This is a genomic window from Sphingomonas sp. ID1715 (genome assembly GCF_013044515.1).
Classification (GTDB): Bacteria; Pseudomonadota; Alphaproteobacteria; order Sphingomonadales; family Sphingomonadaceae; genus Sphingomonas_B.
On the sequence record NZ_JABEPR010000002.1, the window covers coordinates 546,958 to 573,062 of the forward strand.

Consider the following 26,105-nt stretch of genomic DNA (forward strand, 5'->3'; position numbering starts at 1 on the left):
GAGAGCCCTTCGGCATGTGACCGACAAGGCAGGCGCTGTAAACAATCTGTCACAATCGGCAACCGGAGCATCCGACCATGGCAGAATGAACGCCGGAGAACGTCACCCCTTGTGTGGCATTTTAGTCACACTACATGCTGGTCAAGACATTTGAGGGGATCACATGAATCTCGAAAAGCTCACCGACCGGGCCAAGGGCTTCCTGCAGTCCGCACAGACCGTTGCGATCCGCATGTCGCACCAGCGCATCTCGCCCGAGCATCTGCTTAAGGCGCTGCTGGAGGACAATGAGGGCCTGGCCTCCGGCCTGATCCGCGCGGCCGGTGGCGATCCGGCGGTCGCGCTCAAGGAGACGGACGCGGCGCTGGCCAAGCATCCGTCCGTCAGTGGCTCGGGCGCGCAGCAGGCTCCCGGACTCGACAATGACGTGGTGCGCGTGCTCGACCAGGCAGAGCAGGTCGCGACCAAGGCAGGTGACAGCTTCGTCACCGTCGAGCGGCTGCTGCTGGCGCTGACGCTTGCCACCACGACTGCAGCGGGCAAGGCGCTCGCCAAGGCTAATCTCACGCCGGGCGGCCTGAACGACGCCATCGAAAAGCTGCGCAAAGGCCGAACCGCCGATACCGCCGGAGCCGAGGACCGGTATGACGCGCTGAAGAAGTTCGCGCGCGACCTGACCGAAGCGGCGCGCGAGGGCAAGCTCGACCCTGTCATCGGCCGCGACGAGGAAATCCGCCGCACCATCCAGATCCTCGCCCGCCGCACCAAGAACAATCCGGTGCTGATCGGCGAGCCGGGCACCGGCAAGACGGCGATCGCGGAAGGGCTCGCACTGCGCATCGCCAATGGCGACGTGCCGGACTCGCTTCGCGACCGGCGGCTGATGTCGCTCGACATGGGCGCGCTGATCGCGGGCGCCAAATATCGCGGCGAGTTCGAGGAGCGGCTGAAGGGCGTGCTCGACGAAGTGCGCCAGGCGGAAGGCGACATCATCCTGTTCATCGATGAGATGCACACGCTGATCGGCGCCGGCAAATCCGAAGGCGCGATGGACGCCGGCAATCTGCTGAAGCCGGCGCTCGCCCGCGGCGAACTGCACTGCATCGGCGCGACCACGCTCGATGAATATCGCAAATATGTCGAGAAGGACGCGGCGCTGCAGCGGCGTTTCCAGCCGGTCTTCGTGGACGAGCCGAGTGTCGAGGACACGATCTCGATCCTGCGCGGATTGAAGGAAAAGTACGAGCTGCACCACGGCGTGCGGATCACCGATGGCGCGATCGTGGCCGCGGCGACGCTGTCCAACCGCTACATCACCGATCGCTTCCTGCCCGACAAGGCCATCGACCTGATGGACGAGGCGGCGTCGCGGCTGCAGATGGAGATCAAGTCCAAGCCCGAAGAGATCGAGAATCTCGACCGGCGCATCATGCAGCTCAAGATCGAACGCGAGGCGCTGAAGAAGGAGACGGACGAAGCCTCCCGCGACCGGCTGTCGAACCTCGATGCCGAGCTCGCCAATCTCGAACAGCAGTCGGCGGAGCTGACCACCCGCTGGCAGGCGGAGAAGGAAAAGATCGCGGGCGAGGCCAAGGTCAAGGAACAGCTCGACCAGGCCCGGCTGCACCTGGAGCAGGCGCAGCGCCAGGGCGACCTCGCCCGCGCCGGCGAGCTCAGCTATGGCGTGATCCCGGCGCTGGAAAAGCAGCTCGCCGAGGCGCAGACCGCATCGGCCGGTGCGATGCTCCGTGAGGAAGTCACCTCCGACGACATTGCCGGCGTGGTGTCGCGTTGGACCGGCATCCCGGTCGACCGCATGCTCGAGGGCGAGCGCGACAAACTGCTCCGCATGGAGGAGGTGATCGGCAAGCGCGTCATCGGCCAGAAGGAAGCGGTGCATGCCGTCTCCACCGCCGTGCGGCGCGCGCGGGCCGGCCTGCAGGATCCGAACCGGCCACTCGGTTCCTTCCTGTTCCTTGGGCCGACCGGCGTCGGGAAGACCGAGTTGACCAAGGCACTTGCCGAGTTCCTGTTCGACGATTCGTCCGCGATGGTGCGGATCGACATGTCCGAGTTCATGGAGAAGCACTCGGTCGCGCGGCTGATCGGCGCCCCTCCCGGCTATGTCGGTTATGAGGAAGGCGGTGCGCTCACCGAATCGGTTCGCCGACGCCCTTATCAGGTGGTGCTGTTCGACGAGGTCGAGAAGGCGCACAATGACGTGTTCAACGTACTGCTGCAGGTGCTCGACGACGGTCGCCTGACGGACGGCCAGGGTCGCACGGTCGATTTCTCGAACACGCTGATCATCCTCACTTCAAACCTAGGCTCGCAGTTCCTCAGCCAGGTTGCGGACGACCAGGACGTGAAGTCGGTCGAGCCGCAGGTGATGGAGATTGTGCGCGGGCACTTCCGGCCTGAGTTCCTGAACCGGCTGGACGAGATCATCCTGTTCCATCGCCTGGCTGCCGAGCATATGGCGCCGATCGTCGACATCCAGGTCGGCCGCGTCCAGAAGCTGCTCGCCGATCGCAAGGTGACGCTCGATCTCACCGACGCGGCGCGGGCCTGGCTCGGCCGGGTCGGCTATGATCCGGTCTATGGTGCCCGGCCGCTCAAGCGAGCAGTACAGCGCTACCTTCAGGACCCGCTCGCCGAGCTGATCCTGTCCGGCGCGATCCGCGACGGCGGCACGGTGCGGGTCGACGAAGGCGACGGCAAGCTGGAACTGGCGGTCGGCTGACCCTTACTTCGTCATTCCCGCGGAAGCGGGAACCCAGCTAAGATGACTGGGTCCCCGCTTTCGCGGGGATGACGAGAGAAGGAGCGGCATTGGACCTGAATGACATCATCCGCGACCCGAACTGGCTGGCGCACCGCTATGTCGAGAGCAAGGACGCGATCCAGTTCCTGAAGGTACCGCGCGAGGAACATGCCCGCGCGACCTTCATCACCGAGGATCACCTCGACCCTGGCCTGCCCCGCCTGGAATTCGATCGCCGTGCTGCGATCGGCCTCGCGCCCTCGCCCGCGCCGATCCACTTCATCTTTCACTCCGCCTTCTGCTGCTCGACCCTGCTCTCGCAGGTGTTCGACCGAGAGGGGCTCGCCATGGGGCTCAAGGAGCCGGCGATCCTCAACGACACGGTCGGCTGGCGGCGCCGCGGCGCGCCCGGCCGCAATGTTGCCGAGGTGACGGACAGCGCGCTGACGTTGCTCGCCCGGCCATTCGCGACAGGCGAGACGGTGATCGTCAAGCCGTCCAACATCGTCAACGGCCATATCCGCATGATCATGGCGCTGCGTCCTAACGCGCAGGCGCTGTTCCTCTATGCGCCGCTGTCGCTCTTCGTCACTTCGGTGGCGAAGAAGGGGCTGGATGGGAGGCTTTGGGTCCGCGAGCTGATGGCAGGCTTTCGCACCGACGGTCTGGTCCAGCGCCTAGGCTTCGATGACGCCGCCTTGTTCGGCCAGACCGATCTCCAAATTGCCGCAGCCGGCTGGCTAGCCCAACAGGCCCTGTTCGCGGACCTGCTTCCCCTTCTCGGCGACCGCGTTCGGACGCTCGACAGCGAGACGCTGCTTGACGACCCGCAACGAGCAGTTGCGGCGCTCGCGAGCCGCTTTGGACTCGGGGCCGACGAAGCCGAGATTGCCGACATCGTCGCCACATCCTTCGGCCGCAACTCGAAGACTGGCGAGGCATTCGGCCGGAGCGACCGCGAGGCGGAATATGCGGGCGCGGCCTCGGCTCATCGCGACGAAATCGAAAAGGTGATCGTCTGGGCAGAGAAGGTCGCGGAAGCGGCTGCCATCCCGCTCGACCTCGGCAGCCGCTTGCTCGGCTGAGCAGCTGTCCCACAGTCAAAAGAAAAGGGCGGGACCCGCAGGTCCCGCCCTCTCTTTGTTGGTGATGCTCCGACCGCCTTAGAAGCGGAGGCGAGCACCGACGCGGAAGGTACGACCCAGAGCGTCGTAGGTCGACGGATAGGTGTTGCCGCTGTTGAACGAGGACGAACCAACGTCCTGGCCGGTCAGCGGCGGCTTCTTGTCGAACAGGTTGGCCACCGTCAGCGTCAGCGTCAGGTTGTCACCCACCCCGATCCGCGTCGCGAAGTCGAAGTAATCGTAGGACGGAATGAAGTTGAGGTCCCGCGTCCCCTTCGACCCGGCCGCCGGCGAACCCGGAACCGGCGAGTTGGTGCCCGGGATCGGGCCGCTGTAGGAGTCTCCATCCTCGCTCCGTGCGGAGCTGATGTGACGCCACAGCAGCGACAGGTCGACATTCTCGATCGAGAGCGTCGTGCGCTGCGTCCAGCTGAATTCCGGCTGGATCGAGCCCACGTCGGCACCGGCGCCGCCCGGCGAACCGCACGATGCGCTGAACAGACCGACGCACTCACGGAAGCCCGCACCCGGCGAGGCTTCGAAGCGCGAGCTGCGGGTCCAGTTGCCGGCGAAGCTCAGCGCCAGCTTACCAAAACCGAGGTCGGTGTTGTAGTTCATCGTCAGGTCGATGCCGTCGGTCTTGATGCGGCCGAGGTTGGTCAGCGCGAGGAACAGGCCAGGCACCGCCACCGGGTCGCCCGCCAGACCGCCGGTGAGCGGGTTACGACGGATCGAGGTACAGGCCGCGGTGTTCTCCGCACCGGCAGCCGGGGTGTAGGTGGTGCCCGTCGGCGTGCCGAAGCAGGCCGTGATCGCGTCGATCGAGCTCGGCGTGGTGATCGCGCCGGTGATGCTGATGTTGTAATAGTCGACCGACATCGAGAAGCCCGGGATGAAGTCGGGCTGGATCACTGCACCGAAGGTGTAGCTGTTCGACTTCTCAGGCTTCAGGGCCAGGTTGCCGCCCGAAGTGGCGTTACCCTGACCAGCGGTCGGCTGCGGGATGTTGCCGAGCGTGAACGCCGGAGCGCCCTGTGCCAAGCAGACCGCACGCAGCGTGCCGGTCGGCGCCGGACGAACCACCTGGTTCGAATCGTTGATCGATGCGCAGGGATCATCATCGAGGGTCGTCAGGCCGGTGTTCTGCGGCGAGAACAGCTCGCTGATGTTCGGCGCACGCACCGCACGGGCGTAGTTGCCGCGGAACTTGAGCGCGTCGATCGGCTCCCAGCTACCGCCCGCCTTCCACGTGGTCGTGTTGAACTTCGGAGTGCCCGGAGCGTCGACCGTGCAATGCGAGTAGCGGATGCCGGCTTCGAGCGTCAGGCTCTGGAAGAACGGCTTGTCCTGCACCAGCGGAGCGATCAACTCGCCGAACGCTTCGTAGACGTCGAACGCACCGACGGTGGTCGGAGTGGCGCCACCGGCGCCGCCCAGGTCACCCGACTGGCCGAGCGTGTCCGCGCGAACCGAGGCGGTGTACTTGCGATACTCGCCACCGATCGCGAAGCTGATCGCGTCCTCGGCCCAGGGCAGCGAAGCCCCGAAGTCGCCCGAGATGGTGGCGCGAGCCTGCGCGAGCGAAGTGCGCGTGATCGACGTGCTCTCGCTGCTGAGGAAAGCGGCCATCGCCGGCGTGATCGAACCTTCCGGACCGAACACGTTCACGGGGACGCAGCCACCGGTGGTGTCGAGACATGTGTTCGGGTTGGTCGCCCGGAGCGCCTGACGGAAGCGCGAGTTCAGCGTGTAGCCCTGGATCTGCTGGTTGTTCTCGGATTCGCCATAGCCGCCCGAGAGGTCCCAGTTGATCGAGTCGGTGATCGTGCCGCGGAAGCCGAGGCGATAATCGAACACCGTCGTGGTGTACTTGCTGATACGCGGACCGACTTCCGGCGTACGACGCGACAGCGAAGTCGTGACTTCGCGGTAGTTCGGGTCGGTAGCGCTGGTTGCAGCTGCCGCCGCGGCGCACTGCGCCGGGGTGAGCGTCTGGATGCCCGGCGTCAGCGGATCGGAGTCGTTGTTCGCGCAGAAGGTCGCGCGAGCAGCGGCCGGCAGGAACGGATTGCTGATCGGAACCTGAACGGCGATGCCGAACGCACCCGACGGCGCGATGATCGTGTCAACCGTGTTCTTCGAGAACAGACCGCGCGTATAGACTTCAACACCGTCGGTGATCTCGTAATTCGCCTGACCGAAGATGTTGAAGCGCTGGAACGGCGTCTGGAAGATGTTGAACGGGTTGAAGTTGTACGGGACGAAACCGGCGTCCAGCGCACCCGTGGTCGGGTTGATCACGCGGGTGCCGGCGCCCGGCACGCTGAAGCGCGACGGAACGGTCGTACCGGAGCCGCTGACGTTGCCCGTGAAGGCGCTGATGTTGTAGCGGCTGATGTCACGCGCGCCCTGATAGACAGGGTCGGCTTCCTGGTAGCCGATCGAGAAGACCGCATTGCCGCGGCCATCGTCGAAGTTGGCGCCGATCGTCGCGTCGACGCGGAAAATGTTGCCGTCGCCCCGCTCGGTGATCTGCTCGGACGCCGAGATTTCGAGGCCAGAGAAATTCTGCTTGGTGATGAAGTTGACGACGCCAGACACGGCGTCCGCGCCGTAGGTGGTGGACGCGCCGCCGGTCAGCACTTCGGTCCGCTCGATGAGCGCGAGAGGGATGTTGTTCAAGTCGACGCGGCCGACCAGGCCCGAAGGCGCGATCCGGTTGCCGTCGAGGAGGACGAGGTTACGGTTGGAACCGAGACCACGCAGGTTGACGTAGGACGCACCGCCGTTGCCGTTGTTCACGGCCGAGCCGGTGGACGGCACCACGCCCGGAACTTCGCGGAGCAGCTGTTCGGCGACGTTGGTCTGGCGCAGCTCGACTTCTTCCGAAGTCGTCACGTTGACCGGCGTCGAGCGCTCGAGGTTCGGGTTGGTGATGAGCGAGCCGGTGACGACGATCGTGCCCTCATCGGCGGGCGCGGCGTCGGCCGTCTGGGTCTGCGCATAAGCGGCCGAGCCGAGCATCGAGGTGCCGAGAAGCACGGTCGAAGCCAGCAGGTGCCGACGAAGAGCAAGCTGCATAGTCTTTCTTCCCCTTTATCGTGGCCCGGCTTTCCACCTTCCGGACACACGTGGTGGCATAGCTGCAAACGAAGCTATTACGGCGCTACTAGGCGAAATGAACGGAGCAGAACAACGGCTCCTCTGGGGCAAATGCGCAATTTGCCCCCAAGTGTAGCATTTCAGTCACAGTGATCCCGGCCTTGTCCACTCCGCAGCGGACCTCTAGGCTTGGCACCTGCTTTCGGGGGTTCCGCTCACCATGATCCGTGCCGCTTTGTCTGTCTTCGCCCTGCTGCTTGCGACGCCCGCTGTCGCCGCCGACGACGCGCCCGCGCCGATCCGCGGCTTGGCCGCCTGCCGGACCATTGCCCAGGACGCGCAACGGCTCGCCTGTTTCGATCGGGAAGCGGCCGCGCTGGTCGCCTCGGTCGAGAAGAAGGAAACGGTGCTGCTCGACAAGCAGGAAGTCACCAAGACCAAGCGTTCGCTGTTCGGCTTCTCGCTGCCCCGCCTGCCCTTCTTCAACAGCGGCAAGGACGACGGGAAGGAAGAGCCCGAGTTCACGCAGATCGAGACGCCCATCAAGACGGTGCGCAGCATCGGCTATGGCAAATTCCGCTTCAGCATCGACGACGGCGCGCTGTGGGAAACCACCGAAGGCATCAACGCCTTCCCCAAGGTTGGGCAGAAGGTGGTGATCAAGAAAGGCGTGATGGGCAGCTATTTCATCAAGTTCGAAGGCAACCGATCGGTGAAGGGCATGCGGGTCGGCTGATACCGCCGCTCAATTCTCCGCCATCGGCACCTTGCCCAGGTGCTGACCGGGCATCGCGCCGGCAAGCACCATCGGGTCGATCCGGGCGTCCCGCCATTTGATGGCCCAATGAAGATGCGGCCCGGTCGCGCGCCCGGTGCTGCCGATCGCCCCGACAAGCTGCCCCTGCTTCACTCGGTCGCCTTCCTTCACCGTTATTGATGACAGGTGCAGGAACGCGCTGTTCAGTCCCATCCCGTGATCGATGATCAGCAGACGGCCTTCAAGCGTGAAGGGCGTCGCGGCCGCCAGCACGACCACGCCGTCTGCGGGCGCTGTCACCGGAGCACCGGCGCCGCCGGCGACGTCCACGCCCGAATGATAGGCGCCCGCCTCGCCGCCGCGATAGATGCGCTGCGATCCGAAAAGCCCGCTGATCCGCCCCTTGGCCGGCCAGGCGAAGCGCTGCCGCCAGCCGTCGCTCGCTGCCTCGACGCGACGCGCGGCATTGATGCGCGCAATCTCAGGTGCACGCAGCCTCTCGAACGCTTCGTTGCTGACGCTCGGCCGCTTGGGCACGTCGACGCGCTCGATCCGCCAGGCGCGCGGCGCGATGCCGACGATGCGCTCGACAATCCGGCCACCCGCCAGGCGCGCCGTCAGCCGCGCCTCGGCTGCGGCATCGCGGTCGAACGCTATGAGAAAGCGTCCATCCGCTGCGAGGGGCACCGGCTTGCCGTCGAGGACGAGACTGCTTGTCCCGGCCGGCGCGACACCGATCAAGACACCGCCCTGTTGCGCGACCCCCATCAAATGAAAATCCGCGCTCACCTGAACGACGGCAGGTGCCGCCAGGAGCGCCCCGAGGAGCAGCGTCACTGGTCCTTCAGCGCCTGGGTCGCGATCTCCGCCGTCGCATAGGCTTCCTGGCGCGCGACCGACCAGTAGCGCAGCGCGTCGAGCGGGATCTTCTCGCCCGAGACCGCGCAGACCACATGATCGCCATTGCTCAGCACGCGGAAGCTGTTGGCCAGATAATGGAGCCGGGCCGGCTGGCTGCGGTTGAACATCAGCATCGTTTGGACCTCTACAACAGGCTGGGCTGAACGGGAGCCTCACGCTTGGCCCCCGATGTGGCGCGTTCGATCCGCGCGTCAACCGTGCCGTCGGCGAAGTGGAGGCGCAAGGCGACGGCCGCACGGGCGGCGGCAGCGCTGGTCACCACCGCGCCGCCCCTCCCTTCCACCCAGGCGTAGCCGCGGGCGAGCAGACTCTCCGGATTGACCGATTGGGCGAGCCGCCAGACTGCGCGCAGCCGTTCGCCGGCGCGATCGAGCCGCGCCCTGAGCAGGGTCGGGCGCAGCGCCCCGCTCGCTCGGGCCAGCTCGCCGCGAGCGTCGGCCACGCGCCGTCCCAGCCCCCGCCGCAGCCGCTCCCCGAGATCGTCCATCCGCTGCCGCTGCGGATCGAGCAGCGACTGCGGTGTCGGCAGCAGGCGAGCGAGAGCTACCAGCTTCTCCGTTCCGCGCTCATGGTAGCGCCGGGCGCAGCGTTCCATCCGGGAACCCTGATCGCGGACATAAGCGCGCAGCTCGGCCCTGACCGGCACCGCCATCTCGGCGGCAGCGGTGGGCGTCGGCGCGCGGACGTCGGCCGCATAGTCGCACAGGGTCGTGTCCGTCTCATGCCCAACGGCCGAGATGATCGGGATGGTGCAGCCGGCGACGGCGCGCACCACCACTTCCTCGTTGAACGCCCAGAGGTCTTCGATCGAGCCGCCGCCCCGCGCGACGATCACCAGATCCGGGCGTCGATCCTCGGGCATCCGACAGAAACCACCGATCGCGGCGGCGACCTGCTCGGCCGCGCCCTGCCCCTGCACCTGAACCGGCCAGACCAGCACATGGCTCGGGCAGCGGTCCTCCAGCCGGTGCAATATGTCGCGGATCACCGCGCCGGTGGGCGATGTGACCACGCCGATGCGGCGCGGCAGGAAGGGCAGCCTCTGCTTCCGCTCGGATGCGAACAACCCTTCGGCCGTCAGCTTCTGCTTCAGCCTTTCGAGCAGCAGCATCAGCGCGCCTTCGCCCGCGAGCTCCAGCCGCTCGATCACGATCTGGTATTTGGAGCGGCCGGGGTAGGTGGTGATTTTGCCGGTCGCGATCACCTCCAGCCCGTCTTCCGGGCGGAACGGCAGCGCGGCGACTCCGGTCTTCCACATCACCGCGTCGAGGCAGGCATTCTCGTCCTTGAGCGTCAGATAGGCGTGTCCGGACGCGGCGCGCTTATAGCCGCTGATCTCACCGCGCAGCCGGACATAGCCGAAGCGGTCCTCCACCACCCGCTTCAGCGCAAAGGCCAGTTCCGAGACGCTCAGCGCCGGCGCGTTGTCCCCGGCAGGCGCGTCGGCTAACAGCCGCCCGGCGGCGTCTGCCGTGGCGCTTGGGGAGAAGCTGTTGGCCATGAACGTCCTGCTGATCGGTTCGGGAGGGCGCGAGCATGCGCTGGCGTGGAAATTGGCGCAAAGCGAACGGCTCGGCAAGCTTTACGCGGCGCCAGGCAATCCGGGCATGGCCCGGCACGCCGAGCTGGTGAAGCTGGATGCGACCGACCATCGGGCGGTAATCGACTTCTGCCGACAGCGCGACATCGGCCTCGTCGTGATCGGCCCGGAGGCTCCGCTCGTCGCCGGCCTCGCCGACGATCTCCGCGAAGCCGACATTCCGGTCTTTGGCCCCGGCAAGGCGGCGGCGCAGCTGGAAGGCTCCAAGGGCTTCACCAAGGACTTGTGCACGCGTGCCGGCATTCCGACCGCAGGCTATGTCCGGGCGAACGATGCCGAAGAGGCGCTGGCAAAGCTTGAGCCGTTCGGCCTGCCGGTGGTGATCAAGGCGGACGGGCTTGCCGCCGGCAAGGGCGTGGTCATCGCCCTCACCCACGCCGAGTCCGAGGAGGCCGTGCGCGGAGCGGATGGCCCGCTCGTTATCGAGGAATTCCTGGAGGGCGAGGAAGCGAGCCTGTTCGCCCTGACGGACGGCACGACCGTCGTGCCGTTCGGATCGGCCCAGGATCACAAGCGCGTCGGCGACGGCGACACCGGCCCGAACACCGGCGGGATGGGCGCCTATTCACCGGCGCGCGTGTTGACGCCCGAACTCGAACGCGCCGCCCTGCGCGATATCATCGAACCGACGGTTCGCGCCATGGCGGAAGCGGGCACGCCCTTTGTCGGCGTGCTCTATGCGGGTCTGATGCTGACCAGGCAGGGGCCCAAGCTCATCGAATACAACGCCCGCTTCGGTGATCCCGAATGTCAGGTGCTGATGCCGCGGTTCGAAGGCGACCTGCTGGAGCTGATGCTAGCCTGCGCCGAAGGGCGCCTCGCCGACCTTCCCGCGCCGCGCTTCTCCGCGCGGACCGCGCTTACCGTCGTGCTCGCGGCCAAGGGTTATCCGGGCAAACCGGACACGGGTGCGCCGATCCAAGGCATAGACGCAGCCGAAGCCGCGGGCGCGCTGGTCTTCCAGGCGGGTACGCGCCTTGTCGGCGACGAACTGGTGGCCGCAGGTGGCCGGGTCCTGGCGGTGACTGCGGAAGGGCCGACGGTACGCTGGGCCCAGCGGGCGGCCTATACGGCCGTGGATCGGATCAGCTTCGCGGGCGGGTTCTGCCGTCGCGACATCGGATGGCGCGAGGTCGCGCGCGAGGATCAGAGCGGGAGCAGGTGATGGATTGGTTGCAGCAGAATTGGATATTGCTCGTCCTGGGTGCGGCGGTTGCGCTCGTCGCCCTGTGGTGGCTGATCGGCAGCAGCGCATCGCGCTCACCCGAAGCAACGACTCGTGACGGCGTCGAGCAGGAAATCTCGCCGGTGATCACCGGCCCGGCGACAGCCCCGATCGACGTACCGCCGCCGGTCGACGCCGTACCACCCACTGCGGAACCGGAAATCCTCCCCGAGCCGGAAGCGTTGGTCCAGCCGATCCACGCCATTGCCGCAGGGCCGCCGGACGAGCTGACGCGGATGAAGGGCGTGGGACCGAAGGTCGCCGCCTTGCTGAACGGCCTTGGCGTGACGCGCTACGACCAGATCGCATCCTGGTCGGACGACGACATCGCCCGCATCGACGCGCAGCTCGGCGCGTTCAAGGGCCGGATCACGCGCGATCAGTGGGTCGAGCAGGCGCGGCTGCTCGCCGCCAGCGACCGGGCCGGGTACGAAGCGAAGTTCGGCAAGCTGGGTTGAGCTTTCGCTTTCCTTTCAGCCCGGTTCAGCCACGACTCATCTGCAAGGGCGCACATCGGTCTCATCGACCGCGGCGCGTCCGTCGCGGGGGGACAGGAGTGACAGAAATGCGCAAGATCATGGTCGCGCTGCTCGCCGCCGCATCGCTGACGGCGCCCGCCGCAGCGCAGCGCCAGCGCTTTGAGGACGGCGGCGTCCGGGCCGCGCCGGAACGCACCGAGCAACCGCAACAACAGCGCCAGCTGGCGCGCGAGGGTATGCGCCAGGCCTTTGGCGGCGGGGACCGTCAGGAGCGTCGCGAGGCACGTCAGGAGTTTCGCCAGGAACGCCAGGGCGACCGTCAGGGCTTCCGCCAGGAGCGGCGTGAGGATCGCCAGCAATTCCGCCAGGAACGCCAGGAAGATCGGCAGCAGTTCCAGCGCGGCGAAGTCTCCCGCGAGCAGTTCCGCCGCGATCGGGCGCAGGATGTTCGCGATTATCGACGCGACCGCGCCGGCGACATTCGCGAGTTCCGGCGGGATAGAGCCGAAGACCGGCGCGACTTCCGCCGTGACAACTGGAATGGCCGCCGCGACTGGCAGCGGGACCGTGCCCGCGACGGACGCTTCGGCTATGACGGCAATCGCTGGGGCTGGAACGGCAATGACCGTGGCGGCAACTGGAGCCGCGACTGGCGCCGCGATCCGCGCTATAACTGGCAGGATTGGCGCCAGCGCAATCGCGGCTCCTACCGCTTCCCGCGCTATTATGCGCCGCGTGGCTGGGACTATGGCTATCGCCGCTTCTCGCTCGGCGTGATCCTGTCGGCGCCGCTCTTCTCCCAGAACTACTGGATCAGCGACCCTTGGGAATATCGCCTGCCGCCCGCCTACGGCCCTTATCGCTGGGTCCGTTACTATGACGACGTGCTGCTGGTCGATGTTCGCGACGGCCGCGTCGTCGACGTGATCTACGACTTCTTCTGGTGACGGTCTGGGGAGCCGGAGCGATCCGGCTCCCCATTTCCGTTCGGGCTGCTAGAGCCCTTGCCAATGACACCGGAAGAGATGGAGCGCGACACGTCACCCGTCCGCGCGCAGATCGGACGAGATGTGGCGAGCCGCTTGGCGGCCGCCGGCGTGCCGTGCGCCTCGGGCGAGCGTTTCACGCTCTGGTATGCCGAGAACTATCTCGGCCCCGAAGACCGTGAGTTCCTGATCGAAGAGATCGAGCGCAGCCGACAGCCGTCCATCCTGCTGTCGGATGATCCTGAACAGAACTTCCGCACCAGCGACAGCTGCAATCTGGATCGCTGGAACGAGCGCGTCCGCGCCATCGATCGCCGCATCTGTAACCTGATAGGCTTGGACGAGCGGCACGGGGAGACGTTGCAGGGCCAGCGCTATGCGCCGGGCCAATATTTCCGCGCGCATCACGACTTCTTTCACACCGACCAGAGCTATTGGGCGGAGCAGCAGGCGTGCGGCGGCCAGCGCACCTGGACGGCGATGATCTTCCTGAACGTGCCCGAAGCCGGCGGGGAAACCCAGTTCACCGTCGCCGGTCTGAAAGCCCTGCCGAAGCCGGGCCTGCTGCTGATGTGGGACAATATGGACGCGAACGGCGCACCCAACATCGCCGCCGCCCATGAAGGCTGCGCGGTGGAGCGCGGCGTCAAATACATCGTCACGAAATGGTTTCGCGAGGGCAATTGGATCTGACCGACGGCTAGACTCCGCTCATCGTTTCGGCGGGCGGAACGATAGGAACGGGCCTGACTCGCAGCCGTTGTGGCGCGGTAACTTACATCAAAGGGCAGTCCCGTGCGGCACGAAGAAGAGACCGCGGCGATACCGATCGCCGAGGAACGGCTGAGTGTGTCCAAGCGACCGGTGGAACGGCGCGTGCGGATCCGCACGGTCACCGAAGAGGTCCCCGGCAGCTTCACCGAAGAACTGCACAGCGAACGCGTCGACATCCAGCATGTCGCGGTCGAGCGCGAGCTGACCGACTTCCCCGAGGTCCGCACCGAGGGCGACGTTACCATCATTCCCGTCGTCGAGGAGCGGCTGATCGTCGAGAAGCGCCTGTTCCTGGTCGAGGAGGTTCACGTTCGGCGCCTGGATGGCGTCGAGCGAATCGAACAGCCGGTCATGCTGCGCCGCCAGCGCATCGAAGTCGACCGGCATGAACGACAATCCGAAGCAGAGGAGAGTTAAATGTCGCGTACCATCACCGCCATGTTCGACAGTCGCACCGAGGCCGAGCAGGCGCGCGGGCGATTAAGCTCCTCCGGCATCGAGGCCGAGCGGGTCAGCATCATCGACCAGGAGTCCCGCGCTTCCGGATCGTCAACCGATAGCTCGCCTGGGCAAGAAGGCTTCTTCGCCTCTCTGAAGGACCTGTTCATGCCCGACGAGGATCGCCACGCCTATGGCGAAGGCATTCGCCGCGGCGGCTATATGCTCGTCGCCGAGGTCGACGAGGCGGACGCTGATCGCGCCTGCCAGCTGCTCGACGATGGCGGCAGCATCGATTTCGACCAGCGCCAGAGCGAATGGCGCAACCAGGGCTGGGCCGGCCATCAGGCCGATCGACAGGCGGGCGCCTTCGGTGCGCTGAGCGGCCATCAGGAGACCGACCGCACCGACGCGACCATGGCGAGCGGCAATCATCTGGGCGCGACCGCAAGCGGTTCCGCCGAGGAAGAGCGCATTCCGATCGTCAACGAGGAACTGCGCGTCGGCAAGCGCGAGGTCGAGCGCGGCGGCGCACGCGTCCGCTCCTATGTTCGCGAGACGCCAGTGCACGAGCAGGTCAATCTGCGCGAGGAGCATGTCGAGGTCGAGCGGCGCCCGGTCAGCGGCGACTATCGTGAGGGCGCGTTCGGCGGCGACGTTTTCCGCGACCGCGAAATTGAGATGACCGAGCGCGCCGAAGAAGCGGTGGTCAGCAAGGAAGCGCGGGTTCAGGAGGAACTCGTCGTCCGCAAGACGGCGGAAGAGCGCACCGAAACGATCGACGAGACGGTCCGTCACACTGAAGTCGATGTCGACAAGGGCGGCAGCGCGTTCGGCTTCGAGCGTGACCGGGAGCCCGGCACCGACGAGCGGTCCGATTTCGAGCGGTCAGGCAATGCCCGCGATCGGGACGACGGGCTGCTCTGAGCCATCGGCCAGATTGCAATCGAAGGGGCGGCTCTCGAGCCGCCCCATTTTTTTGCCTCTTGCAGAACGTCGCTTTTGCAGTTTTATTGCACTGCAGCATAAACAGGGGACATGTTATGTTGAGTCTGATCGTTCTGCTTGCCGTTCAGTCCAGCGATGCTGCCGGGGGGGCAGTCCAGATTCCAGCCGCGCAGATGCAGGAAAGCACCGAGGCCGCGCCGCTCGAGCAGGCCGAGCCACAGCGCAAGCGGGTCTGCCGTGTGCAACTCGATACGCGCACCGGCCTGGTGGCGAAGCGGACCAAGGTCTGCCGCTTCGTCGACGCCGACCTCGCCGACCGGCGCTAGCGCACAAGAAAAGGGCCCGAGGATCGCTCCTCGGGCCCTTCTCTTGTCACAGCGATTGCTCAGGCGGCGACGCGTGCGTCGTCCGGCAGTGCCGCCTTCACCTGCGCGACGATGGCGCGGAACGCGTCACCCTCGTGCATGGCGATATCGGCCAGGACCTTGCGGTCCAGCTCAACGCCTGCCAACTTGCAGCCGTGCATGAACACGCCATAGGTCAGGCCTTCGGCCCGCACGGCGGCGTTGATGCGCTGAATCCAGAGCGCGCGGAAGTTCCGCTTTTTGACCTTGCGATCGCGATAGGCGTACTGGCCGGCCTTTTCGACGGCCTGGCGCGCGATACGGATCGTGTTCTTGCGACGGCCATAATAGCCCTTCGCCTGTTCCAGGATCCGCTTGTGCTTCGCCTTGGTGGTCGTGCCACGCTTGACTCGTGCCATGTGTCAGCCCTCCCTTACTTGAGACCGTAGGGGGCCCAGGCCTTCACCGTCGCCGTATCGGCGTCGGAGAGGACGGAGGTGCCGCGGTTCTGGCGGATATACTTGCCGTTATGGCTGATCAGGCGGTGGCGCTTGCCGGCCACGCCGTGCTTCAGCTTTCCGGTCGCGGTGAATTTGAAGCGCTTCTTCACACCGCTCTTGGTCTTGAGCTTGGGCATTTTCGTCCTTTCGTTTTTATCGACGATCAACGGACGGCCTCGGCAGCCCACACTGGCCGGGCAGTCCTTCCGGATGTCGCGAAGCGCGCGCTCCTAACGGGCAAAGCCGGGAATTGCAACCGGATCGGCGCATCGGCGGTTGTTTCGCGGGATGAACGAGATGGCCCGATCGGATACGTTCGAAAAGCCACCCGCGCCGCAACGCGAGCGCGCGGGCTCTGTTCTCGCGAGTCTGGTCGCGGTGCTCGCCACCTTGATCGGTCTGGTCCTGCTCGCCTGGACGATCCTGTTCGTGACCAAGGGCAGGTTCCTGAAACACACGTTCGAGCGCTATGCCAGCCGTGCTGCAGAGCGCGAGGTGCGCGTTGCCGGCGACTTCCAGCTCTACCTCAACCCCCTCGACATCAAGTTCCTTGCCGAAGGGCTGACGATTACCAACCCTGGCTGGGCGAAGCAGCGTTATTTCCTCAAGTCGAAGCTGATCGACAGCGAGATCGAAACCATTCCGCTGATCTTCGGCAAGCGCCGGGCGGACTGGCTGATGTTCCTAAATGGCGAGGTCGACCTTGCCTGGAGTCCTGACGGCAAGCGCAACACCTGGACGCTCGGCAAACCGACGGGGGAGCCGTTCGAGCTGCCGGACATCAGGCGCGCGCTGATCCAGGGCGCGCGCGTCCGCTATAGCGATCCGCGGCTGCAGCTGACCGCTGATGTCGGCATCGACACGGTTCGGGCCCGCGACACGCGCTTTGCCGACGACATCCGCTTCCGTGGTGGTGGCACGTTGCGCGAGAGGCCCTTCTCATTGTCCGGCAGCCTGATGTCACCCAATCAGACGGTGAACGGTGGCCGCAACCGCTTCCGCATGCATGCCGAAGGCTATCGGACCGTGCTGGACGTGGGCGGGACGTTGCCCGGCGCGACACGGTTCGAGGGCGTGCCGCTCGACTTCCGCCTGCGCGGCTACAATCTCGCGCGCGCCTTCGATTTCCTGGGCGTCGCCGTGCCGGACACGCGCGCCTATCGGCTGCAATCGGTGCTGACCAAGGATGGCGATGTGTGGCGCTTCACGCGCATGCGCGGGCGGTTCGGCAACAGCGACCTTGCCGGGCGGCTCACCGTCACACGCCCGGACAACCGCCTGAAGCTCGACGCCGAACTTGTGACCAACAGCCTCGACATCATCGATGCCGGGCCGTTCATCGGCTATGATCCCGAGCGGCTCGACGCGACCGGTGGCCGGGTGGTGCAGAGCGCGGGCGGCGCACCGCGCGTCCTGCCGGATGCGCCGCTCCGCTCCGAGGCGATTAGCCGCTTCGATGCCGATGTGAAATGGACGGTGCGCCGTGTCCGCGCCGATGCCCTGCCCGCTATCTCGAACATCGACCTGACGCTCGATCTGGACCGCAGCCTGCTGAAGCTGTCGCCGCTGAGCTTTGATTTGGAACGCGGGCATGTCGCCTCCGACATCACGATCAACGCGCGCCGGCAGCCGGTCTTCACCACCTATGACATCCGCCTCTCGCCGACGCCGATGGGTCGGCTGCTGAAAGGGTTCGGGGTCGAGGAGTCGGGCACCAGCGGGACGGTGAAGGCACGCATTCAACTCGCCGGAGCGGGTGACAGCGTGCACAAGTCGCTCGCCTCCTCGAACGGCCGGATCGCTATCATCCTGCCGCAGGGCTCGCTCTGGGCGCGGAACGTCCAGCTGTCCGAACTCGATCTCGGCACTTTCGTCTGGAAGATGTGGCAGAAGAAGCTGAAGGATCCGGTCGAGATCAACTGCGGTCTGATCGCGTTCACGGTGCGCAACGGCATCGCGGCGGCCGACCCGATTTTGATCGACACCAAGAAGAACGTCATTCTCGGCCGCGGCGGCTTCAGCTTCCGGAACGAGGCGATGGACCTGCGGGTCCGTGCCGACGGCAAGAAGTTCAGCCTCTTCTCCGCGCAAAGCCCGGTCGGGATAGGCGGCTATTTCGCTGCACCCAAGCTGGACGTGATCAGCCCGCAGCTGATCGGCCGCGGTGCTGCCGGCGTGGGGCTCGCGGCCGCGGCCTCGCCGCTGGCCGGCATCCTCGCCTTTGTCGACATCGGCGATGCGGAAGGTGCAGCCTGCGGTCCCGTCCTCGCCGGTGCACGGGCCTCGGCGCAGCGCGAAAGGGACGGCGATCCGCGCGACGATGTCGGCCGCGGCACCACCGCCAAGTCGGAGGATGGGCGGCGCTCGCCCGAAGCGCGGCAGAAGCAGCGCAAGAAGTTTCTCGGCATCTTCTGATCGCAGCTTGCGCGTCAGGAGGCCGACTGACGATAAGCTGCGTGGATGAGCGCGGACGAGCAACCTGAGACGGCGCCGTGGTGGCAGCGGGCGGTCTTCTATCAGATTTATCCGCGCAGCTTCGCCGACGGCGATGGGGACGGAATCGGCGACCTGCCGGGCATGATCGAGCGCCTGCCCTATGTCGCCAGCTTGGGCGTGGATGCGATCTGGCTATCCCCCTTCTTCCGCTCGCCAATGAAGGACTTCGGCTATGACGTCTCCGATTATCGCGATGTCGACCCGCTGTTCGGCAGCCTTCAAGATTTCGACCGGCTTGTGGAGCGCACGCATGCGCTGGGCCTCAAGCTGATCATCGACCAGGTCTGGTCCCACACGTCGGACCAGCATCCCTGGCTCCGGGACAGTTCGGCTCGCTGCAACGGTTATGACGACTGGTATGTCTGGGCCGACGCCAAGCCGGACGGCACGCCGCCGAACAATTGGCAGGCGAGCTTTGGCGGACCGGCCTGGACCTGGCACCCAGCCGACGCCAATATTATCTGCACAACTTCCTGAGTTCCCAGCCCGATCTGAACTTCCACAATCCAGCGGTACAGGACGCGATCCTGGACGTGGCGCGGTTCTGGCTGGATCGGGGCGTCGACGGCTTTCGCCTGGACGTCATCAACTATCTCGCGCACGATCGCGCGCTCACCGACAATCCGGTCGCACCCTATGCGGCCACACCGGTCGCCACGATCCGCTTTCAGCGCCAACGCCACAACAAGTCCCAGCCGGAAGCGCTTGGCTTTGTGCGCCGGCTCCGCGCCCTGCTCGACATTTATGGCGATCGAATGGCCGTGGGGGAGATCTTCGACGATGACATGCTGGCGCGACAGCTCGAATATACGGATGGCCCGGATCGGCTCCACACCGCCTACAGCTTCCATCTGCTGAACGCGCGCGCGGCCACGCCCCGCCTGTTCTCGGAAGCGCTCACCGCCTGGGCGAAGGCGTTCGGCTGGCCGTCATGGTCGCTCGGCAACCATGACGTACCGCGCTTTCCCAGCCGATTGGCCGCGGACGATCCGGGGCTGACCCGCACGCTTCTGCTCTTGTTGCTGTGTCTGCGGGGCACACCATTCCTCTATCAAGGCGAAGAACTGGGCCTGCCGCAGGCATGCATTCCGCTCGAGCGGCTGCGCGATCCGTTCGCCATCGCCAGCTGGACCGACGCAGCGCAGGATGCCGGGCGTGACGGAGCGCGCACGCCGATGCCGTGGACCGATACGCAAATTGACAACGGATGGCTGCCGATGGACCGGCGGCACCTGGCTCTCAGCGTATCGCGGCAAGAGCAGGATGCAGCGTCCATGCTGAACTTCACGCGCCGGGCGCTTGCCCTGCGTCGCAATCACCCAGCCCTTCAGGTCGGACAGGCTGTCATGATCGAAGCACCCCCCAATATTCTGGCGTTCGAGCGTAGGACCGATGGGGAACGGCTGCTCTGCCTCTTCGAACTGGGCGGAAGCGAAACGCTTTTCCCTTTGGCAGAGCCGAGCACCCTGCTGGACTGCGCTTGTTCGGGGACGGTCGACGGCACCGCCATCCGCTTGCCAGCCTGTGGCGCGGCGATCGTCAGCTTGCACCCGCTCCCGGATACGCCTCGCTCTTGAGGAGCCTGGCGAGATGCGCGGCACTAGATGCCGCAATAGCGGCGGTCTTCCGAATCTTGTCCGGAACAGTCGGCAGGTCCTTGAAGTCGATCTTGCCCATGGCTTCGCCCACCCAATAGGTCGCGGCAGCGGCAGGAACGGTGAAGCCGACGTCATTCAGCGCTTGGATCACCGTGGCGGTGACATGATGCGCGCCATCTTCATTGCCGACGACGCCGACCAGCGCGACCTTGCCGTAAGCCGGAGTCCGTCCCTGGTCGTCCGTTTCCCTCAGAAACGCATCCATCCGCTCCAACACCCGCTTCGCGACGCTGGACATCTGGCCGAGCCAAATGGGCGTGCCAAAGATCAGGATGTCGGCGGCAATGATCTTGGCGCGAATGGCCGGCCAGGCGTCGCCGGCGCCTTCATCCGAGCTGACGCCCGGCTTCACGTCATGCCCAGCGACGCGAATGGTCTCGGAGAGCTGCACGTCATGGCTCTCCAATTCGCCGGCAATCAGCGCGATCATCTTGTCGGTAGACGAGTCACCCTCGGCCTTAAGGGAGCAGTTAAGCGCGAGAGCCCTTGGCATGGCCTGCAGACGCGCACGCCCCCCGGGAGTTCCTAACCCTGATCAGATTCCTCATTCTCTTCGGCGGCAGTGAGATAATAGGGCTCCACCTCGCCGGTCAGCTTGATCGTGAGGGGACGGCCGCGGCGATCAACCTTCTTGCCCAGCGCCACCCGCACCCAGCCCTCGGACACGGAATATTCCTCGACATCGCTCCGCTCGCTGCCCTTGAAGCGGATGCCGATGCCGCGACTGAGCACGTCCTGGCTGAAGTGCGGGCTGCGCGGGTCGTTCGAAAGGCGATCGGGAGGTGTGTCGGTCATGGCGGCCCCTTAGCGTCAGGCCGCCAGCGCCGCAACGCGAGCATTGGCGGTCTGCAAATCCTCGACGAAGCGGCCGAACTCATCTTCCGCCTGCGCCTTGTCCTGCAGGCGCAACAAATAGCTTGGGTGGATCGTCACCCAGCACTCGCCCCCGTCCGCGAGCTTCAGCGGCCGGCCGCGCGTGCCCGATATGGTCACCACCTTGCCGAGCAGCGATCGCGCTGCAGTGGCGCCGAGCGCAACCGTCACCGGCGGACGGATCAGCACCCGCTCCTGATCGATCCACCAGCGGCAGGCATCGATCTCGGGTCCCTGGGGTTTTGAATGGATGCGGCGCTTCCCCCGCTGCTCGAACTTGAAATGCTTGACGGCATTGGTGACGTAAGTGGTCGCGCGGTCGACGCCCGCCTGCGCCAGCGCCTTGTCCAGCACCTGGCCGGCCGGACCGACAAAGGGCTTGCCGGCCAGATCTTCCTGGTCGCCAGGCTGCTCGCCGACCAGCATCAGCCGCGCCGTCACATCGCCTTCGCCGAACACGGTCTGGGTCGCGCATTTGTAGAGATGGCAGCGGGTGCAGGCGGCCGCTTCGTCACGCAGCGCCTTCCAGGCGACGCGGCTGTTGCCGCCGACATCCGCCCGCGCCGTCTCGATCATCTTCGCCTCCCGTGCCTGCGCGCCTGCGATCAACTGCGGGACCAACGCCGTCTCGGGCATGTTTTTCCAATATTTGCGCGGCATCTCCTTCAGCATCGCGCCGATTTTCAGGCGCGCCGGGTTGAAGATCGAGCCGTAATAGGTGCGCCACACCTCCTCGATCGGATCGCCGGCCGGCGCATCGGCCTTGGTCGCACCCGGACTTTCGGTCAGCGTCGCGCCGTCCCAATGGATCGACAGCTCGGGCGTCAGGATCGACCAGTGCATCGACGCGAAGCGTCGGACGAAAAAGCCAGCGTTTAGGCGCACGATATGATGCTCGGGCTCGAACCAGGCGATAAAGCGCGGCCCGTCCTCCGTCTCCACCTCCCGAAAGCGGACGAAGGCACGCATCTTGTGCATGTCGCGCCGCACGTCCTTCGCCATTTCCTCGAGGCGCCGGAGCAGCGGGTCGGCACGGTCCGCCATCGCACCGGGCTGCTCGCGCAGCCGTAACAGCATACGGTAGAGCAAAGCGAAGCGCTCCGGATCAGAATGCGCGACGACGCTTTGCGCCAGTTCGACGAACGGCCGCGGCACGCTGAACGCGCCCGCCGCGGCATCGGGAACAGCCTCATCTCCGAACAAATCGCCTGCGCGCTCACCGACCTGCCACACGACCTGGTCGGCGGGCACGCGCGCGCCGGCCAATGCCCGTGCCGCGGTGCGCCAGCCGTCGAAATCGTCCTCGGAAGCGAGCTGCGCGACCCTCACTCGCGCTCGTCGCTCCCGGGGGGACTGGCCTTGGCGTTTTCCAGCTCGGCCGGCTTCCGATTTTCGTAAACCTTAGCCAGCTCCCGCTCCTTGGCGTCCGAAAGCACCTCGTCGGCGGCAGGGAACATCTCTTCCTCCTCCTCGTCGATGTGATGCTCGTAGCGGTGGCGCAATTTGGCGAACTTCTCCTCCCATTCAGCCGACGCGGGATCGACGCCCATCATTTCACCGAGCAGATCGTCGACTTCCTTATGCTCCGACACCGAATGGCGTGCATCGTCGCGCAGCTCGGGCTTGGCGAGCATGGTCGCGTAGAGCGATTCCTCCTCAGCGGCGGCGTGGGATTGCAGCTCTAACCTGAGGGCCTCGAACAGCTTCGCGCGGTTCTCGCCCGCGGCCAGGCGCTTCATCATGTCCCGCTGCTTGTCGTGATCCTGCTTCAGTTTCGCGTAGATGTCCTCGCCGGCCATGCAGTCCTCCTTGTGCGTGCCGAACGGATGAGCAGGCGTAACGTTCAGGCGAACAGCTCCAGCTGTTCCCGCTTGGGCGCGACCAGCGGCTTCAGCTCGGCGCGATCCGCCAGCACTACCGGTCGCCAATCTTCGGCCACGATAAACGGGCGTAGTTTCGCCACTGAAACCGTCAGCCGCGCCACATCGTCGAGCCGCAGCCGACGCCAACGGCGGCTGGTCAGGATGGCGTTCACAGCCTTCAGGCCCAGACCGGGCACACGCAGCAGCAGCTCCTTGGTCGCCCGGTTCACATCGACTGGAAAACTGTCGCGGTGCTTGAGTGCCCAGGCGAGCTTCGGATCGATGTCGAGCGGCAGCATGCCCGTCTGGTTCGCAGCGGCCACCACCTCCTGCGGCTGGAAGCCGTAAAAGCGCATCAGCCAGTCCGATTGGTAGAGGCGATGTTCGCGCATCAGCGGCGGCCGCTGCAGCGGCAGCACGGTACTGGCGTCGGGAATGGGGCTGAACGCCGAATAATAGACGCGTCGCAGCTTGTATCTGCCGTACAGCGACGAGGCGCGGAGCACGATGTCGCCATCAGTCGCGCTGTCAGCACCCACGATCATCTGGGTCGACTGGCCGGCCGGCGCGACCTTGGGCGCATGCTTGTATTTCTTGGCTTCGGTCGCGTCATCGATCGCGCGCTTCACATCCGCCATCGCGCCTTCGATGCGCGCTCCATCCTTTTCGGGCGCCAGGCGCTTCAACCCGCGTTCGGTCGGCAGCTCGATGTTGATCGACACGCGGTCGGCATAAACGCCGGCGAGCCGCATCAGCTCGGGATCGGCGTCCGGAATGGTCTTCAGGTGGATGTAACCGCGAAAGTCATGATCCTCGCGCAGGCTGCGCGCGACTTCGACAATCTGCTCCATCGTGTAATTGGAGCTGCGAATGATACCGGAGGACAGGAACAGGCCCTCGATATAGTTGCGCTTGTAGAAGGCCAGGGTGAGGTCGACCACTTCCTTCGCCGTGAACCGCGCCCGGCGCACGTTCGAGCTCTTGCGATTGATGCAATAATGGCAGTCGAAGATGCAGCTGTTGGTCAGCAGAATCTTGAGCAGCGATATACAGCGCCCGTCCGGCGCATAGGCGTGACATATGCCCATGCCTTCCGTCGAGCCGATGCCCTTGCCGCCGCGGCTATCGCGCTTGACCGTCCCCGAGGATGCACAGGAAGCATCGTACTTCGCCGCGTCCGCGAGGATCTCGAGCTTCTGCCGAACGTCGAGCTGCGCCATCCGTTCGATATATGTTCCAAAACTCACATTTTCAAATGGATGTTTCGCCGGGAAAGAATCTAGTGGATTTGGCTAGGCTCTGACGCCACTGATGCAAGTACGCAACAGTTCGCGGCAAACCGTACGCGGTTTGTCCCATGCAGGTTGACGTACGCAAAAACCGATCATATATCGCGCCGCAGGCACTGCCTGTTAGGTTCACCGTATGGGGGCCGACTTAAAAGCCGGGGTCTAAGCCTCGGCTTTTTTGGTTTGTACGGGGTCGAAGCAATAGTACTTTACTCCCATAGCCTTGATGAGGGCGGCGTCGCCACCAAGCGCGAAATCCATAACACGCTGCCCGTCCCTGATCTCGCGCCAGATGTCGAACTTCTTGTCGTACTTTCCGCGAGCGAGGGCGTAGATGTAGCTATCGGCAATCTGCAGCAAGGGATTGGCCTTCGGCTTATATTCGATAGTCGTTAAAACCGAGGCAAAAACTTCTTGCGATAGAGGCTCGTACTTCCCCGAGTTCTCCTTGTTGAACGCCAAGCCATTCGCCTTCAAATTGTCGAAGTACCCAACGACAGTAGCATTCAACGACGGATCGCTTTCGAAGATAATCCTTAATTTTCGATCTTGCGTCCGCGCAAACTTAACTGCGCGTTCCACAGCGATGTCGAACGCGCTGCGGCAGAGAAGCCAACGATCATTCCCATGCTTCTCGAGATAGCCGCGAGCGATATACCCAGGGCGATCAATGATGCAGGCCAGCCCGATGGCGGGTACGGTAGAAAGGAAATCTCGATATTCAGACCAAAACTGTGAACGCTGCTTCTGTGACGCTCGCCCAAGCCACGCGAACCGCTTGGTCTCACTCAACATATCTGTAATGTGGAATGGATCGTGGACTGCCCACTGGTCCGCGATATCTTGACGCAGCTGTTTAGCGTGGCCCTCGTCTTCGCGTTTTATCAAATAACCACCGAAGCCGAACCAATCCCGACCGGCGCGGCTCTGGTCTGATTTCTTGTCAGGATGACGGTTGCCGGTCTCATCCATGTAGAAGGTTAGTTCGGCCATGCCGCACCATACCGCGAAACTCAACCTACGTAAGGCATGGCCAACGATAATGCCGTAGCGTTTACGCCGAACTCTCCGGCGTCATCAGCTTGCGGACGAAGCCGATCAGCCCGGTCTGGCGGCTGCGCTTCAGCCGTTCCGCTTCCAGGATGGTCTGCACCCGCCGGAAACAGGCATGGGCGTCGTCGTTGACGAGCACATAGTCATAGCCGTCCCAGTGTCCGATTTCGCTCGCGGCGCGGGCCATGCGCGCGGTGATGACCTCGTCGCTGTCCGTGGCGCGTGCGCGCAGGCGGCGCTCCAGTTCTTCCATCGAGGGTGGCAGGATGAACACGCGCACCACGTCCCCGCCGGCGAGCTGGTGCAGCTGCTGCGCGCCCTGCCAGTCGATATCGAACAGCACATCGTTGCCCGACGCCAAGATGTCGTCGACTGGCTGGGCCGGCGTGCCGTAGCGATGGCCGAAGACGTGCGCCCATTCGAGAAACTCGCCGGCCGCCACCATTTCCTTGAAGCGCGGCAGATCGACGAAATGGTAATCCACGCCGTCGCGCTCACCGGGACGGATGGGTCGCGTCGTGACCGAGACGGACATACGCAGCGTGCGGTCCGCCTCGAGCAGCATGCGGGAAATGGTGGATTTGCCCGCGCCCGAAGGTGAGGACAGCACGAACAAGACGCCGCGACGGCGGAATTTGTGCGGGTCGTCGGTGCGCGAGGCGGTCAGCGTAGTGGGGCGGAGCACGGTTGCGCTACTGACCGCTGCCCGCCCTCACGTCAAATTCAGGCGCGATCGCGGCGGCGATCCAGCGCCTTCTTGGCGACATAGGCGCCGCCGAGCACCAGGCCGAGCGGCCCCATGCGCCGCAACGCGCCCGCCGCGAGCACACCGGTCAGCGCGCCCGCGCCGCCCTGGTTGTTTCGCTTGCCGATTTCGCGCCCCACCAGGGCGCCGATCACCTTGCCGATCAT

At 65.3% G+C, this 26,105-nt stretch carries 27 protein-coding genes; 13 read left to right on the forward strand and 14 right to left on the reverse strand.

The annotated features are described in order from the left end of the window. Nucleotides 1-163: 163 nt before the first annotated feature. Together clpB and HJG53_RS07600 are read left to right on the forward strand one after the other, a co-directional pair. Nucleotides 164-2,743, forward strand: coding sequence for an ATP-dependent chaperone ClpB (clpB, locus tag HJG53_RS07595; RefSeq protein ID WP_171129132.1), 2,580 nt, complete (start codon nucleotides 164-166; stop codon nucleotides 2,741-2,743). An 89-nt stretch (nucleotides 2,744-2,832) separates the two neighbouring features. Further along, nucleotides 2,833-3,849 carry a hypothetical protein gene (locus HJG53_RS07600; protein WP_254447592.1) on the forward strand — a complete coding sequence of 339 codons (1,017 nt, stop codon included), beginning with the start codon at nucleotides 2,833-2,835 and terminating at the stop codon, nucleotides 3,847-3,849. A 78-nt stretch (nucleotides 3,850-3,927) separates the two neighbouring features. Here HJG53_RS07600 and HJG53_RS07605 read toward each other — a convergent pair whose 3' ends face one another. After that, nucleotides 3,928-6,969: a TonB-dependent receptor gene (locus HJG53_RS07605; protein ID WP_171129136.1), complete on the reverse strand. Its 3,042-nt coding sequence runs from the start codon at nucleotides 6,967-6,969 to the stop codon at nucleotides 3,928-3,930. A gap of 241 nt (nucleotides 6,970-7,210) precedes the next feature. Between HJG53_RS07605 and HJG53_RS07610 the strand changes: the two genes are divergently transcribed. After that, nucleotides 7,211-7,726, forward strand: coding sequence for a hypothetical protein (locus tag HJG53_RS07610; protein WP_171129138.1), 516 nt, complete (start codon nucleotides 7,211-7,213; stop codon nucleotides 7,724-7,726). A 9-nt stretch (nucleotides 7,727-7,735) separates the two neighbouring features. Here the strand turns inward: HJG53_RS07610 and HJG53_RS07615 are convergent, their stop codons facing one another. Genes HJG53_RS07615 through xseA form a run of 3 tightly spaced genes read right to left on the reverse strand, consistent with a single transcriptional unit; the run spans nucleotide 7,736 to nucleotide 10,169 of the window. Further along, on the reverse strand, nucleotides 7,736-8,560 hold the full coding sequence (locus HJG53_RS07615) for a M23 family metallopeptidase (protein WP_254447643.1): 825 nt from the start codon (nucleotides 8,558-8,560) through the stop codon (nucleotides 7,736-7,738). Nucleotides 8,561-8,580: 20 nt separating this feature from the next. After that, entirely contained in the window at nucleotides 8,581-8,781 is a 201-nt protein-coding gene (locus tag HJG53_RS07620) for a DUF2093 domain-containing protein (protein WP_171129140.1), read from the reverse strand. 11 nt (nucleotides 8,782-8,792) lie between these two features. Next, complete coding sequence (gene xseA, locus HJG53_RS07625; RefSeq protein ID WP_171129142.1) at nucleotides 8,793-10,169, reverse strand: exodeoxyribonuclease VII large subunit; 1,377 nt, start codon at nucleotides 10,167-10,169, stop codon at nucleotides 8,793-8,795. On the opposite strand from xseA, the gene purD reads away from it, so the two are divergent. The 7 genes from purD to HJG53_RS07660 all read left to right on the forward strand — a co-directional run bounded on the left by purD (nucleotide 10,168) and on the right by HJG53_RS07660 (nucleotide 15,444). Further along, entirely contained in the window at nucleotides 10,168-11,433 is a 1,266-nt protein-coding gene (gene purD, locus HJG53_RS07630; protein ID WP_171129699.1) for a phosphoribosylamine--glycine ligase, read from the forward strand. The two genes, xseA and purD, sit on opposite strands and share 2 nt — an antisense overlap. After that, a complete protein-coding gene (locus HJG53_RS07635) occupies nucleotides 11,430-11,951 on the forward strand; it encodes a helix-hairpin-helix domain-containing protein (protein WP_368039532.1) in 522 nt (173 codons plus the stop codon). The genes purD and HJG53_RS07635 overlap by 4 nt, the downstream gene beginning before the upstream one ends. 107 nt (nucleotides 11,952-12,058) lie before the next feature. Beyond that, complete coding sequence (locus HJG53_RS07640; protein WP_171129146.1) at nucleotides 12,059-12,919, forward strand: RcnB family protein; 861 nt, start codon at nucleotides 12,059-12,061, stop codon at nucleotides 12,917-12,919. A gap of 63 nt (nucleotides 12,920-12,982) precedes the next feature. Further along, complete coding sequence (locus tag HJG53_RS07645; protein WP_171129148.1) at nucleotides 12,983-13,651, forward strand: 2OG-Fe(II) oxygenase; 669 nt, start codon at nucleotides 12,983-12,985, stop codon at nucleotides 13,649-13,651. A 102-nt stretch (nucleotides 13,652-13,753) separates the two neighbouring features. Continuing rightward, entirely contained in the window at nucleotides 13,754-14,149 is a 396-nt protein-coding gene (locus HJG53_RS07650; protein ID WP_171129150.1) for a DUF2382 domain-containing protein, read from the forward strand. Beyond that, nucleotides 14,150-15,097 carry a YsnF/AvaK domain-containing protein gene (locus HJG53_RS07655; RefSeq protein ID WP_171129151.1) on the forward strand — a complete coding sequence of 316 codons (948 nt, stop codon included), beginning with the start codon at nucleotides 14,150-14,152 and terminating at the stop codon, nucleotides 15,095-15,097. Between the two features lie 116 nt (nucleotides 15,098-15,213). Next, the gene (locus HJG53_RS07660; protein WP_171129153.1) at nucleotides 15,214-15,444 is read left to right on the forward strand and encodes a hypothetical protein; all 231 of its coding nucleotides are present in this window, start codon (nucleotides 15,214-15,216) and stop codon (nucleotides 15,442-15,444) included. 59 nt (nucleotides 15,445-15,503) lie between these two features. Here the strand turns inward: HJG53_RS07660 and rplT are convergent, their stop codons facing one another. Further along, nucleotides 15,504-15,881 carry a 50S ribosomal protein L20 gene (rplT, locus tag HJG53_RS07665; protein ID WP_171129155.1) on the reverse strand — a complete coding sequence of 126 codons (378 nt, stop codon included), beginning with the start codon at nucleotides 15,879-15,881 and terminating at the stop codon, nucleotides 15,504-15,506. 14 nt (nucleotides 15,882-15,895) lie between these two features. Next, nucleotides 15,896-16,099, reverse strand: coding sequence for a 50S ribosomal protein L35 (gene rpmI, locus HJG53_RS07670; protein ID WP_171129157.1), 204 nt, complete (start codon nucleotides 16,097-16,099; stop codon nucleotides 15,896-15,898). A 160-nt stretch (nucleotides 16,100-16,259) separates the two neighbouring features. On the opposite strand from rpmI, the gene HJG53_RS07675 reads away from it, so the two are divergent. The 3 genes from HJG53_RS07675 to HJG53_RS07680 are packed head-to-tail and all read left to right on the forward strand — an operon-like array spanning nucleotide 16,260 to nucleotide 20,035. Then, nucleotides 16,260-18,377: an AsmA family protein gene (locus HJG53_RS07675; protein ID WP_254447594.1), complete on the forward strand. Its 2,118-nt coding sequence runs from the start codon at nucleotides 16,260-16,262 to the stop codon at nucleotides 18,375-18,377. A gap of 45 nt (nucleotides 18,378-18,422) precedes the next feature. Next, complete coding sequence (locus HJG53_RS18675) at nucleotides 18,423-18,935, forward strand: alpha-amylase family glycosyl hydrolase (RefSeq protein WP_254447595.1); 513 nt, start codon at nucleotides 18,423-18,425, stop codon at nucleotides 18,933-18,935. Continuing rightward, complete coding sequence (locus HJG53_RS07680; protein WP_254447596.1) at nucleotides 18,860-20,035, forward strand: alpha-amylase family glycosyl hydrolase; 1,176 nt, start codon at nucleotides 18,860-18,862, stop codon at nucleotides 20,033-20,035. The genes HJG53_RS18675 and HJG53_RS07680 overlap by 76 nt, the downstream gene beginning before the upstream one ends. On the opposite strand, the gene HJG53_RS07685 is transcribed toward HJG53_RS07680, so the two are convergent. The 8 genes from HJG53_RS07685 to HJG53_RS07720 form a co-directional block, all read right to left on the reverse strand. Further along, nucleotides 19,998-20,609, reverse strand: coding sequence for a flavodoxin family protein (locus tag HJG53_RS07685; RefSeq protein WP_171129161.1), 612 nt, complete (start codon nucleotides 20,607-20,609; stop codon nucleotides 19,998-20,000). The two genes, HJG53_RS07680 and HJG53_RS07685, sit on opposite strands and share 38 nt — an antisense overlap. Nucleotides 20,610-20,641: 32 nt before the next feature. After that, nucleotides 20,642-20,911, reverse strand: a complete 270-nt coding sequence (locus HJG53_RS07690; protein WP_171129163.1) for a DUF3297 family protein — start codon at nucleotides 20,909-20,911, stop codon at nucleotides 20,642-20,644. Nucleotides 20,912-20,926: 15 nt separating this feature from the next. Next, nucleotides 20,927-22,318, reverse strand: coding sequence for a UdgX family uracil-DNA binding protein (locus tag HJG53_RS07695; protein WP_171129165.1), 1,392 nt, complete (start codon nucleotides 22,316-22,318; stop codon nucleotides 20,927-20,929). Then, nucleotides 22,315-22,788 carry a hemerythrin domain-containing protein gene (locus tag HJG53_RS07700; protein ID WP_171129166.1) on the reverse strand — a complete coding sequence of 158 codons (474 nt, stop codon included), beginning with the start codon at nucleotides 22,786-22,788 and terminating at the stop codon, nucleotides 22,315-22,317. Before HJG53_RS07700 ends, HJG53_RS07695 begins: the two co-directional genes overlap by 4 nt. Nucleotides 22,789-22,832: 44 nt before the next feature. Then, on the reverse strand, nucleotides 22,833-24,071 hold the full coding sequence (locus HJG53_RS07705; protein ID WP_171129168.1) for a putative DNA modification/repair radical SAM protein: 1,239 nt from the start codon (nucleotides 24,069-24,071) through the stop codon (nucleotides 22,833-22,835). A gap of 231 nt (nucleotides 24,072-24,302) precedes the next feature. Continuing rightward, the gene (locus HJG53_RS07710) at nucleotides 24,303-25,133 is read right to left on the reverse strand and encodes a DUF3800 domain-containing protein (RefSeq protein WP_171129170.1); all 831 of its coding nucleotides are present in this window, start codon (nucleotides 25,131-25,133) and stop codon (nucleotides 24,303-24,305) included. 61 nt (nucleotides 25,134-25,194) lie between these two features. Then, complete coding sequence (gmk, locus tag HJG53_RS07715) at nucleotides 25,195-25,878, reverse strand: guanylate kinase (protein WP_368039533.1); 684 nt, start codon at nucleotides 25,876-25,878, stop codon at nucleotides 25,195-25,197. 38 nt (nucleotides 25,879-25,916) lie between these two features. Next, the gene (locus HJG53_RS07720; RefSeq protein WP_171129172.1) at nucleotides 25,917-26,105 is read right to left on the reverse strand and encodes a hypothetical protein; all 189 of its coding nucleotides are present in this window, start codon (nucleotides 26,103-26,105) and stop codon (nucleotides 25,917-25,919) included.

Bases quoted from the DNA above. Each gene is read 5' to 3' on its own strand.
- clpB (WP_171129132.1), top strand. From the start codon at position 164: ATGAATCTCGAAAAGCTCACCGACCGGGCCAAGGGCTTCCTGCAGTCC.
- HJG53_RS07605 (WP_171129136.1), bottom strand. From the start codon at position 6,969: ATGCAGCTTGCTCTTCGTCGGCACCTGCTGGCTTCGACCGTGCTTCTC.
- HJG53_RS07610 (WP_171129138.1), top strand. From the start codon at position 7,211: ATGATCCGTGCCGCTTTGTCTGTCTTCGCCCTGCTGCTTGCGACGCCC.
- HJG53_RS07620 (WP_171129140.1), bottom strand. From the start codon at position 8,781: ATGCTGATGTTCAACCGCAGCCAGCCGGCCCGGCTCCATTATCTGGCC.
- purD (WP_171129699.1), top strand. From the start codon at position 10,168: ATGAACGTCCTGCTGATCGGTTCGGGAGGGCGCGAGCATGCGCTGGCG.
- xseA (WP_171129142.1), bottom strand. From the start codon at position 10,169: ATGGCCAACAGCTTCTCCCCAAGCGCCACGGCAGACGCCGCCGGGCGG.
- HJG53_RS07640 (WP_171129146.1), top strand. From the start codon at position 12,059: ATGCGCAAGATCATGGTCGCGCTGCTCGCCGCCGCATCGCTGACGGCG.
- HJG53_RS07645 (WP_171129148.1), top strand. From the start codon at position 12,983: ATGACACCGGAAGAGATGGAGCGCGACACGTCACCCGTCCGCGCGCAG.
- HJG53_RS07655 (WP_171129151.1), top strand. From the start codon at position 14,150: ATGTCGCGTACCATCACCGCCATGTTCGACAGTCGCACCGAGGCCGAG.
- HJG53_RS07660 (WP_171129153.1), top strand. From the start codon at position 15,214: ATGTTGAGTCTGATCGTTCTGCTTGCCGTTCAGTCCAGCGATGCTGCC.
- rplT (WP_171129155.1), bottom strand. From the start codon at position 15,881: ATGGCACGAGTCAAGCGTGGCACGACCACCAAGGCGAAGCACAAGCGG.
- rpmI (WP_171129157.1), bottom strand. From the start codon at position 16,099: ATGCCCAAGCTCAAGACCAAGAGCGGTGTGAAGAAGCGCTTCAAATTC.
- HJG53_RS07675 (WP_254447594.1), top strand. From the start codon at position 16,260: ATGGCCCGATCGGATACGTTCGAAAAGCCACCCGCGCCGCAACGCGAG.
- HJG53_RS18675 (WP_254447595.1), top strand. From the start codon at position 18,423: ATGAGCGCGGACGAGCAACCTGAGACGGCGCCGTGGTGGCAGCGGGCG.
- HJG53_RS07685 (WP_171129161.1), bottom strand. From the start codon at position 20,609: ATGCCAAGGGCTCTCGCGCTTAACTGCTCCCTTAAGGCCGAGGGTGAC.
- HJG53_RS07690 (WP_171129163.1), bottom strand. From the start codon at position 20,911: ATGACCGACACACCTCCCGATCGCCTTTCGAACGACCCGCGCAGCCCG.
- HJG53_RS07700 (WP_171129166.1), bottom strand. From the start codon at position 22,788: ATGGCCGGCGAGGACATCTACGCGAAACTGAAGCAGGATCACGACAAG.
- HJG53_RS07705 (WP_171129168.1), bottom strand. From the start codon at position 24,071: ATGGCGCAGCTCGACGTTCGGCAGAAGCTCGAGATCCTCGCGGACGCG.
- HJG53_RS07710 (WP_171129170.1), bottom strand. From the start codon at position 25,133: ATGGCCGAACTAACCTTCTACATGGATGAGACCGGCAACCGTCATCCT.
- HJG53_RS07720 (WP_171129172.1), bottom strand. From the start codon at position 26,105: ATGATCGGCAAGGTGATCGGCGCCCTGGTGGGGCGCGAAATCGGCAAG.